This window comes from Salipiger sp., from assembly GCF_059781815.1.
The window spans coordinates 1-9842 of sequence record NZ_JBYNAH010000200.1; the positions used below are offsets into that span (position 1 = coordinate 1).

10 protein-coding genes are annotated in these 9842 nt (G+C 67.9%); 4 read left to right on the forward strand and 6 right to left on the reverse strand.

The window, feature by feature from the left end; translation table 11 throughout:
* Both pcaD and AC6RA4_RS19345 read right to left on the reverse strand, forming a co-directional pair.
* The coding region (gene pcaD, locus AC6RA4_RS19340) for a 3-oxoadipate enol-lactonase (RefSeq protein WP_500163163.1) at window positions 1-730 on the reverse strand (730 nt) is incomplete at its 3' end.
* Window positions 731-1123: 393 nt separating this feature from the next.
* A complete protein-coding gene (locus AC6RA4_RS19345) occupies window positions 1124-1552 on the reverse strand; it encodes an FKBP-type peptidyl-prolyl cis-trans isomerase (RefSeq protein WP_500163165.1) in 429 nt (142 codons plus the stop codon).
* Window positions 1553-1731: 179 nt separating this feature from the next.
* On the opposite strand from AC6RA4_RS19345, the gene AC6RA4_RS19350 reads away from it, so the two are divergent.
* Together AC6RA4_RS19350 and AC6RA4_RS19355 are read left to right on the forward strand one after the other, a co-directional pair.
* Window positions 1732-2409, forward strand: coding sequence for a haloacid dehalogenase type II (locus tag AC6RA4_RS19350; RefSeq protein WP_500163167.1), 678 nt, complete (start codon window positions 1732-1734; stop codon window positions 2407-2409).
* On the forward strand, window positions 2409-3230 hold the full coding sequence (locus AC6RA4_RS19355) for an alpha/beta fold hydrolase (protein WP_500163169.1): 822 nt from the start codon (window positions 2409-2411) through the stop codon (window positions 3228-3230). The genes AC6RA4_RS19350 and AC6RA4_RS19355 overlap by 1 nt, the downstream gene beginning before the upstream one ends.
* Before the next feature lie 75 nt (window positions 3231-3305).
* Here the strand turns inward: AC6RA4_RS19355 and truB are convergent, their stop codons facing one another.
* Complete coding sequence (gene truB, locus AC6RA4_RS19360) at window positions 3306-4220, reverse strand: tRNA pseudouridine(55) synthase TruB (protein WP_500163171.1); 915 nt, start codon at window positions 4218-4220, stop codon at window positions 3306-3308.
* 228 nt (window positions 4221-4448) lie between these two features.
* Window positions 4449-6161 carry a methionine--tRNA ligase gene (gene metG / locus AC6RA4_RS19365; protein ID WP_500163173.1) on the reverse strand — a complete coding sequence of 571 codons (1713 nt, stop codon included), beginning with the start codon at window positions 6159-6161 and terminating at the stop codon, window positions 4449-4451.
* Window positions 6162-6358: 197 nt separating this feature from the next.
* Here metG and AC6RA4_RS19370 point away from each other — a divergent pair, with 197 nt between their 5' ends.
* Complete coding sequence (locus tag AC6RA4_RS19370) at window positions 6359-7399, forward strand: aldo/keto reductase (protein ID WP_500163174.1); 1041 nt, start codon at window positions 6359-6361, stop codon at window positions 7397-7399.
* Window positions 7400-7480: 81 nt separating this feature from the next.
* Here AC6RA4_RS19370 and AC6RA4_RS19375 read toward each other — a convergent pair whose 3' ends face one another.
* Both AC6RA4_RS19375 and AC6RA4_RS19380 read right to left on the reverse strand, forming a co-directional pair.
* Entirely contained in the window at window positions 7481-8443 is a 963-nt protein-coding gene (locus tag AC6RA4_RS19375; RefSeq protein WP_500163176.1) for an acetyl-CoA carboxylase carboxyltransferase subunit alpha, read from the reverse strand.
* A gap of 72 nt (window positions 8444-8515) precedes the next feature.
* Entirely contained in the window at window positions 8516-9115 is a 600-nt protein-coding gene (locus AC6RA4_RS19380; RefSeq protein WP_500163178.1) for a LysE family translocator, read from the reverse strand.
* A 72-nt stretch (window positions 9116-9187) separates the two neighbouring features.
* Here AC6RA4_RS19380 and AC6RA4_RS19385 point away from each other — a divergent pair, with 72 nt between their 5' ends.
* Entirely contained in the window at window positions 9188-9640 is a 453-nt protein-coding gene (locus AC6RA4_RS19385) for an Lrp/AsnC family transcriptional regulator (protein WP_500163180.1), read from the forward strand.
* The last annotated feature ends 202 nt before the right edge of the window (window positions 9641-9842 follow it).

Here is a 9842-nt window from a genome sequence, read left to right on the forward strand (position 1 = left end):
CCTCGACACAGGCAAGGTGCCCGGCGCCGCGGATCAGCCGGAACTGTGCGCCGGTGATCAGCTCGGTGGTCTCGCGCACCAGGTCCGGCGGGGTCGAGCCATCCTCCGAGCCCGCGATGCCAAGCGCGGCGAGCCGCAGGCCTGAGGTCGGCGTGATGAAATCGGTGCCGGCGATGGCGTGGCAGCAGCCGAGATAGCCCTGCAGCGGGCTGCGCTCGAGCATGTGTCGCCAGGCCGAGATCTCGGGGGTGGCCCGGAAGCGCGCCGAGAACCAGCGCTGCATCGTGCCCTCGGCCAGCGCTGCCACGCCGCCGGCCTCGACCTGGGCGATGCGCTCGGCCCAGATCGCCCGAGTGCCGATCTTGCAGGCGGTGTTCGACAGCACCAGCGCGCGCACCAGGTCGAGGCGCTTGGCCGCGAGGCCTTGCGCGATCATGCCGCCGATCGAGAGCCCGACGAAGACCGCGTCGCGCATTCCCGCGTACTCCATCAGCCGCTCCGCGTCGCGCACCAGCGTGCCCATGGAATAGGGTCCCTCCGGCGCGTCCGAGAGCCCGTGCCCGCGGGTGTCGTAGCGCAGGATGCGCAGCCCCTCGGGCAGCCGCTCAACGACCCGGTCCCAGATCCGCAGATCGGTGCCAAGCGCGTTCGAGAACACCACCGGCGCGCCCTCCTCCGGCCCGTCGAGGCGGTAATGCAGGCGAATATCGCCCAGATCGGCCATCTGCATGGGGCTCACTCCTCTCGTCCGCCGCGACCCTAGCGTCCCCCGCCCGCGGAGGAAAGCCACCCGCCTCCCGCGCGCGCCACCCCCAACTTCTCTACGTCCTAAATACTCCCGCCGGAGGCATCCGCCCTCGCCGCCGGGCGCAGCGCCGGGACACCTCGCCACCGCCCCGGCCCCCAAGGCGAAGGTGCTCCTAAAGATTGCGCCACCCCCAACTTCTCTACGTCCCAAATACTCCCGCCGGAGGCGCCCGCTCTCGCCACCGGGCGCCGCGCCGGGACGGCCGGACCAAGACGAAACAAGAAGACCCCGGGGCAGCCCTCACCGCCCCGGGGTCTCCTCTACGTCTCAAACTCTCCCGTCGGAGGCCTTCGCCCCCGCCAAAGGGAGCGCCGTTCAGGCGATCTCGATCAGCTCGATGGCGAAGGTCAGATCCTTGCCCGCCAGCGGGTGGTTGGCGTCGAGGGTGACCTCGGTCTCGGTCACCTCTGCGACCACCACCTGCACGGTCTGGCCGGTGGGCGTCTGGACCTGCAGCTGGGTGCCGAGGTCGAGCGGGATGTGGTCGGGGATCTCGGTGCGCGGCACCTGCTGGACGGCCTCGGGGTGCACCGGGCCATAGGCCTCTTCCGAGGCGATCTCGACGGTCTTCTTGTCGCCCGGCGCCATGCCGGGGATCGCCTTGTCGAGGCCGGGGATGATCTGGCCGGAGCCGACGGTGAACTCGAGCGGATCGCGGCCGGCGCTCGAATCGAAGGTGGTGCCGTCGGAGAGGGTGCCGGTGTAGTGAATGCGGACGGTGTCGCCGGTCTTGACCTGCGTCATGAAAAACTCCGTGTCTTTTCGGGAAGATACTGCGTGAATGGACGAGGCCGCCGGGGGCGGGTGCTCGTGTCGCTCCCGGGCAAGCTAACCATCCACCTTGCGGAATGCAAACGGACGCCCGGAATTCTCCTTTAAACACCGCCTCTGGCGTGCAAGTTTTCCGGCGGGAGGACGCGCTCATGACCATCACCACCTGTATCTTCGACGCCTATGGCACGCTGTTCGATGTCGCCGCCGCGGCCCGTAGAAAGGCCGAGCAGCCCGGGCAGGGCGCGCTGGCCGAGGTCTGGGCCGGGCTGGCCGAGGACTGGCGGCGCAAGCAGCTGGAATATTCCTGGCTGCGCGCGATCACCGGCGATCACGTGCCGTTCTGGGAGGTGACGCAGGATGCGCTCGACTGGGCGATGGAGCGCCACGGGCTCGACGATCTCGAGCTGCGCGAGGACCTGCTGGCGCTCTACTGGCAGCTCGCCCCCTATCCGGAGGTTCCCAAGCTGCTGGCGCAGCTCAAGGCGTCGGGCAAGACCTGCGCGATCCTGTCGAACGGCTCGCCCGACATGCTGGAGGGCGCGGTCGACAGTGCCGGGATCGGGCTCTATCTCGACGCGGTGCTCTCGGTCGAAGAGGTCGGGATCTTCAAGCCGGCGCGCGCGGTCTACGACATGGTCGGCGCGCGGTTCGGAACCGATCCCGCCGAGGTGCTGTTTGTCTCCTCGAACGGCTGGGACGCGGCCGGCGCCGCGGGCTATGGCTTCACCACCGCCTGGGTCAACCGGGCAGGCCTGCCGGTCGACCGTTTGCCGGCGCGGCCGCGCCACATCCTGAAAGACCTGACCACCATACCGGAGCTTCTCTGATGCCGCAATTCACCACCTCGGACGGGCTGTCGCTGCACTATACCGACGAGGGCATGGGCCTGCCGCTGCTCTGTCTCTCGGGGCTGACCCGCGACGGGCGCGATTTCGACTATGTCGCCCCGCATCTCGAGCAGGTGCGGCTGATCCGGATGGATTATCGTGGCCGGGGCCAGTCGGACTGGGGGGATCACAGCCAATACACCATCCCGGTCGAGGCGCGTGACGCGCTGGAACTGCTCGACCATCTCGGGCTCGAAGCCGCCGCGGTGCTCGGCACCTCGCGCGGCGGGCTGATTGCGATGTTCCTGGCGGCCACCGCGCATGAGCGGCTGACCGGCGTGGCGCTGAACGATATCGGCCCCGAGATCGCCCCGGCGGGGCTGGCGGTGATCGAGGCCTATCTCGGGCGTAACCCGGCCTTTTCGACGCTCGACGAGGCCACCACCGCCTTTGCCACGCTGATGACCCGCTTCGAGGGGGTGCCGATGACGCGCTGGCGCGCCGAGGTGGAGAAGTTCTACCGCGAGACGCCGGAGGGTCTGGAGATCGTCTACGATCCGAAGCTGCGCGACGCGGTGCTGGGCGACGGCGCCCAGCCGGTGCCCGACATGTGGCCGCTCTTTGATGCGCTTAAGGGCCTGCCGCTCTGCGCCATCCGCGGGGCCAACTCGGACCTGCTGACACCCGAGACCTTTGCCGAGATGCGCCGCCGCCGCCCGGACATGATCGCGGTCGAGGTGCCGGGGCGGGGCCATATCCCCTATCTCGACGAGCCCTCTTCGCTCGATGCGCTCGGGCGCTGGCTGGCGATGCTGCGCTGATCGCCAGGATCTTTCGTCCGAAAGATCCTGATACGGCGGGGCAGGAAGATTTTTCTGCGAAAAATCTTCGGGCGGTCACTCGGGCGAGGGTGTGACAAAAACCCGGTTGGGATGCAGCTCGCCGCCCTTGAAGACGCCCACCGCCACGGCGCGGCCCTCGAACGAGGCCCAGGCCTCGTCGCCGTAGTCGACATCGCCCGGGATCACCATGCCGGGATTGCCGTTGCGCAGGCGGGCGGCGCCCTCGGCGGTGCATTTCAGCTCCGGCAGCTCGGCCAGGCCGACCTCGAGCGGCAGCAGCCTGGCGTCGAGCTCGGGGCTCTTGGCCAGCGCGTCGACCTGCTCGATGGTGATGCCGTCTTCGGCCTCGAACGGGCCCGACCAGATCCGGCGCAGCTTCAGCACATGGCCATGGCAGCCGAGCGCCTCACCAAGATCGCGGGCGATGGAGCGCACATAGCCGCCCTTGCCGCAGGTCATCTCGAGCTCGACATGATCGGCGTCGGGGCGCCCAGTCATCACCAGTTCCTCGACCCAGAGCGGGCGCGGCTCGATCTCCATGGTCTCGCCGTCGCGGGCGCGCTTATAGGCGCGTTCACCGTCGATCTTCACCGCCGAGAACTGCGGCGGCACCTGCTGGATCTCGCCCACGAAGCCGTGCAGCGCTTCCTTGATCTCGTCATCGGAGGGGCGCGCGTCGGAGGAGGCGATCACCTCGCCCTCGGCGTCGTCGGTGTTGGTGCGCTGGCCCAGCCGCACGGTGAAGCGGTAGGCCTTGAGCGCGTCGGTGATGAAGGGCACGGTCTTGGTGGCCTCGCCGAGCGCCACCGCCAGCACGCCGGTCGCCTCCGGGTCGAGCGTGCCCGCATGGCCCGCCTTCTTTGCCGCCAGCGCCCAGCGGACCTTGTTGACCACCGCGGTCGAGGTCATGCCCGCCGGCTTGTCGACGATCAGCCAGCCGGAAATGTCGCGGCCCTTCTTGCGTGCCATGGTCTGCCCTCGCATGTGATGAGGCGCGCGAGGTAGCAAGCCTCGGCCCGGCTTGTCAATCGCGCAAGGTTGGGGGCGCTGCCCCCGCCGCGGCAAGCCGCGCCTCCCCCGGGATATTTCCGGCCAGAAGAAGACCGGGCGCTGTGCCCCTGTCTTCTTCTGGCTTCAAATATCCCCGCCGGAGGCATCCGGGCTGTCGGTGCGCGGTGCCGCCGGGACAGGTGCGGATCAGTCCCGCTTGCCGGCGAAGCGGGTTTGCCACTCTTCACGCTCGTCATCGGTGATCTTGCGGAAGGTCACCTCCGGCACGGTGAAGGCGTGTCCGGCGGGCAGGGTGGAGAGCGCCGCGGGGACGTCGTCGGGCCAGCTGTCGTCCCCGGTTTGCAGCGCCGCGAGCAGTTGCGCCGAGGCATCGGGGATGAAGGGCTGCGAGATCACCGCGTAGAGGCGGATCACGTTGAGCGCCAGGCGGATCTGCGCGGCGGCGGTCTCCGGGTCGGTCTTGAAGGTCGACCAGGGCGCGGCTTCCTGCAGGTACTCGTTTCCGAGCACCCAGGCGGCGCGCAGCGCGGTGGCGGATTTGCGCACCTCGGCATGGGCCATGTGCTCTTCGTACTCGCGGATCTTCGCGGTGAGATCCGCGATCAGCTGCTCTTCGCGCGGGCCGAGCGCGCCGCCCTCGGGCACCACCTCGCCGAACTTGGAGCGGCAGAACTTGGTGACGCGGCTGGCGAAATTGCCGAGTACGTCGGCGAGATCCTTGTTCACCGAGGACTGGAAGTTTTCCCAGGTGAATTCGCTGTCGGAGCTTTCCGGCGCGTGGCTCAGCAGCCACCAGCGCCAGTAATCCGCCGGCAGGATCTCGAGCGCCTGGTCCATGAACACGCCGCGCCCGCGCGAGGTGGAGAACTGGCCGCCATCGTAGTTCAGGTAGTTGAACGACTTGATGTAGTCGACGAGCTTCCACGGCTCGCCGCTGCCGAGGATGGTGGCCGGGAAGCTCAGCGTGTGGAAGGGCACGTTGTCTTTGCCCATGAACTGGGTGTAGGTCACGTCTTCCGCGCCCTTGTCGGTGCGCCACCAGCGCGCCCAGTCGTCGCCCTTGCCGGCATCGACCCATTCCTGGGCGCAGGCGATGTATTCGATCGGGGCGTCGAACCAGACGTAGAAGACCTTGCCCTCCATGCCCGGCCACTCCTCTTCGCCCTTCTTCACCGGGATGCCCCAGTCGAGATCGCGGGTGATGCCGCGGTCCTGCAGACCGTCGCCGTCATTGAGCCATTTCTTGGCGATCGAGGTGGTCAGCACCGGCCAGCCCTCGCGCGTGTCGATCCACTGCTCGAGCTGGTCCTTCATCTGGCTCTGACAGAGGTAGAGGTGCTTGGTCTCGCGCATCTCGAGATCGGTGGCGCCCGAGATCACCGAGCGCGGGTTGATCAGCTCCACCGGGTCGAGCTGCTTGGTGCAGTTGTCGCACTGGTCGCCGCGGGCATCCTCGAAGCCGCAGTTCGGGCAGGTGCCCTCGATGTAGCGGTCCGGCAGGTAGCGCCCGTCGGTGGGCGAGTACATCTGCGTCTCGGAGACCTCGCGGATCAGGCCGCGCTCGGCCAGCACGCCGGCGAAATGCTGCGTCAGCTTGTGATTTTGCGGGCTCGAGGAGCGTCCGAAATGGTCGAAGGACAGGCGGAAGCCCTCGGCGATCTTCGACTGCACCTCATGCATCTCGGCGCAGTACTCGGCCACCGGCTTGCCGGCCTTGGCGGCGGCGAGCTCGGCCGGGGTGCCATGCTCGTCGGTGGCGCAGAGGAACAGCACCTCGTTGCCCCGGGCGCGCTGGTAGCGGGCAAAGAGATCCGCCGGGAGCTGGCTGCCCACGAGATTGCCCAGATGCTTGATCCCGTTGATGTAGGGGATCGCCGAGGTGATGAGATGCCGTGCCATGTATCGCCTGTCCTGTGGTCCGGTTTGATGCCGCTTTAGCGGAACTGGCCCGCCGTTGCCAGTGGCGCCGTGCCCTGCGCAGGGCTTGGGCAAGGCGCGCCGGTCAAGAGCGCGAGGCCGGTGTTTCGCGCGCGGCCCCTTGGCATCCCGGCACCGCTCGCTAGGTTGGCGCCCAAATCGCATTCACGGAGACCGCCATGAAGATGAACCCGCTTGGCCGGACCGGCATGACCGTGTCCGAGCTCTGCCTCGGCACCATGACCTTCGGCAACCAGACCGCCCCGGAAGACGGCCACGCCCAGATCGAGCGTGCGCTCGATGCCGGCATCAATTTCATCGACACCGCCGAGATGTACCCGGTGAACCCGGTGCGCGCGGAGACCATCGGCCGCACCGAGGAGATCCTCGGCGACTGGTTCGCCAAGACCGGCCGCCGCAACGAGTGGATCCTTGCCACCAAGCACACCGGCGACTCCAAGCTAGTGCGCGACGGCGCCCCGATCAACGGCGAGACCATCCCGGCCGCCATCGAGGGCTCGCTGAAGCGGCTCAAGATCGACACCATCGACCTCTACCAGTTCCACTGGCCCAACCGCGGCAGCTATCACTTCCGCCAGAACTGGCGCTTCGATCCGTCGGGGCAGGACCGGGCGCAGACCGTGCAGCACATGCACGACGCGCTGGGGGCACTGCAGCGCGAGGTCGAGCGCGGCACCATCCGCGCCTTCGGTCTTTCGAACGAGAGCACCTGGGGCACGATGATGTGGTTGAAGATCGCCGAGGAGACCGGCGGGCCGCGCGTCGCCTCGATCCAGAACGAGTATTCGCTGGTCTGCCGGCTGGCCGATACCGATCTTGCCGAGCTGATGTGCAACGAGGATGTGGGCCTGCTGCCGTTCTCGCCGCTGGGCGCGGGGCTGCTGACCGGCAAGTACCAGGGCGGCGCGGTGCCCGAGGGCTCGCGCATGGCGCTCAACGGCGATCTCGGCGGGCGCAAGTCCGAGCGGGTGTTCCCGGCGGTCGACGCTTATCTCGAGGTGGCGCAGCGCTTCGGGCTCGATCCGGTGCACATGGCGCTGGCGTGGTCGGCGCGGCGGCCCTTCGTGGCCTCGTCGATCTTCGGCGCCACCACCATGGACCAGCTCGAGCATTTGCTGGGCGCGATCGACGTGACGCTTTCCGACAAGCTGCTCGAGGCGCTCGACGCGGTGCACAAGGCGCATCCGCTGCCCTACTGAGCCAGGCCTATTGAGCGGACATGGAAACGGCGGCGCGAGGGATCGCACCGCCGTCTTGTTTTCTGCGATGAGGGGCCGCGCTCAGGCGGCGAGGCCCTTGTCGCCCATGCTGAGAAACTTGTCGCGGCGTGCCTTGATCAGCGCCTTGGGCTTCATGTCATCCATTTCGCCCAGCATTGCGGCGATGGTCTTGCCGACGGCGGCGATGGTCGCCTCGCGGTCGCGATGGGCGCCGCCCAGCGGCTCGGCGATGACGCGGTCGGTGATGCCGAGCTTGAGCAGATCCTGCGCGGTCAGGCGCAGCGCCTCGGCGGCCTCGCGCATCTTCTCGGCATCCTTCCACAGGATCGAGGCGCAGCCCTCGGGCGAAATCACCGAGTAGACCGAGTGCTCGAGCATCGCGAGGCGATTCGCCGTGGCGAAGGCCACCGCGCCGCCGGAGCCGCCCTCGCCGATGATGATCGAGATCAGCGGCACGCCGATCTGCAGGCATTTCTCGGTCGAGCGGGCGATGGCCTCGGACTGGCCACGCTCCTCGGCGCCCTTGCCGGGATAGGCGCCGGGGGTGTCCACCAGCGTGATCACCGGCAGGCCGAAGCGGTCGGCCATGTCCATCAGGCGGATCGCCTTGCGGTAGCCCTCGGGGCGCGCCATGCCGAAATTGCGAGCGATGCGGCTCTGGGTGTCGTTGCCCTTCTCGTGGCCAATCACCATCACCGGCTGGTCGTTGAACCGCGCCAGTCCGCCCATCACCGCGTGGTCGTCGGCAAAGCCGCGATCGCCGGCCAGAGGGGTGTACTCGGTGAACAGCGCCTCGATGTAATCCTTGCAATGCGGCCGGTCCGGGTGGCGCGCCACTTGGCATTTCCGCCAAGGCGTCAGCTTCTTGTAGAGATCCTTGAGGAGGTCCTGCGCCTTGCGGTCGAGCGCCGCAGCCTCGTCCTCCACGTGCATCTCTTCGTTCTTCCGCGCCATGTTGCGCAGCTCTTCGGCCTTGCCTTCGATTTCGGCGAGCGGTTTTTCGAAGTCGAGATAGTGAGTCATTTGCCCGGGCACTCTTGTTTTTCGCGGCCTATATGGCGTCTGACGCGGCGAGTTGCAACAAAGCAGGGGCGCTCAGCCCAGCAGCACCGGGATCAGCGAGGCCACCAGCAGCGCCGCCATGGTCCAGTTGAAGGCGCGCAGCCGGGCAGGGCGGTTCAGCAACCGGCGCATCTCACGCCCGAGCACCGTCCATGACGTGGTCGAGACCACCGACATCACAACGTAGCAGCCCGCGACCCAGAGCACCGAGGCGAGATCGCGCCCGGCGGCATAGAGCGTGATGGCGCCAAGCGCCATCGACCAGGCCTTGGGGTTCACCCACTGGAAGGCGGCGGCCTGCACGAAGCTGAGCGGACGGCCCTCGGCCTGCGCCCCGGCCTCGGGCGGAGGCGCGGCATGGGCGATCTTCCAGGCCAGCCACAGCATGTAGATCACCGACAGCACCAGCAGCAGGTCATGCGCCAGCGGCCAGCGCTCGAAGATCTGCATCACCCCGAGTCCGACGAGGAGCACCATGGCGGGAAAGCCCAGCCCGATGCCCAGCATGTGCGGGATGCTCCGGCGGACGCCGAAATTGGCGCCGGAGGCGAGCAGCATCATGTTGTTCGGCCCCGGCGTGATCACCGAGACGAGCGCGAAGGCGGAGAGGGCGAGAAGCAGATCGGGAGTCATGGCGCAACAATTGCCGAGCTGACGCGGAGAGAGATTGCGAAGTGCCGCGTGCCTACGCTATTTTCGCAATTTATGAGCGCTATTCACGACACCGACCGCAGAATATTGCAGACTCTCTCCCGGGAAGGGCGGATCAGCAACCTGGCCCTGGCCGAGCGGGTCGGGCTGTCGCCTTCCGCCTGCCTGCGCCGGGTGGCCGCGCTGGAGAGCGCGGGCGTGATCACCGGCTACCGCGCCGTGCTCAGCCCCGAGAAGACGGGGGTGGGCTTTGTCGCCTATGTCACGGTGGGGCTGAACTCCCACACCAAGAGCGCCCAGGAGGCTTTCGAGCGCGCCATGGACCGGGCGCCGGAGGTGCGCGAGTGCCACAATATCACCGGCAACTGGGAGTACCTGCTGCGCATCGAGGCCGCCGACCTTGCCGCCTACAAGACCTTCCACACCGAGGTGCTGGGCACCCTGCCGCAGGTCAACGCCATCACGTCCTACGTGGTCATGGGCTCGCCCAAGGACCAGCGTGCCTGAGCCGCCGGGGTCCCGCCCTCTCGCCCTTGCCGGGAGGAGCGTCCGGCCGCAGGGGACGGCCTGCCTTCGGCGGGAGTATTTTTGACGAAGAGAAGCCAGGGGCGCAGCGCTCCTGTCTTCTTCTGGCTTCAAATATCCCGGGGGTGAATTGGCCGCAGGCCAAGAGGGGGCTGGCCCCCTTCGCGTCTTGCCACAGGCGCAG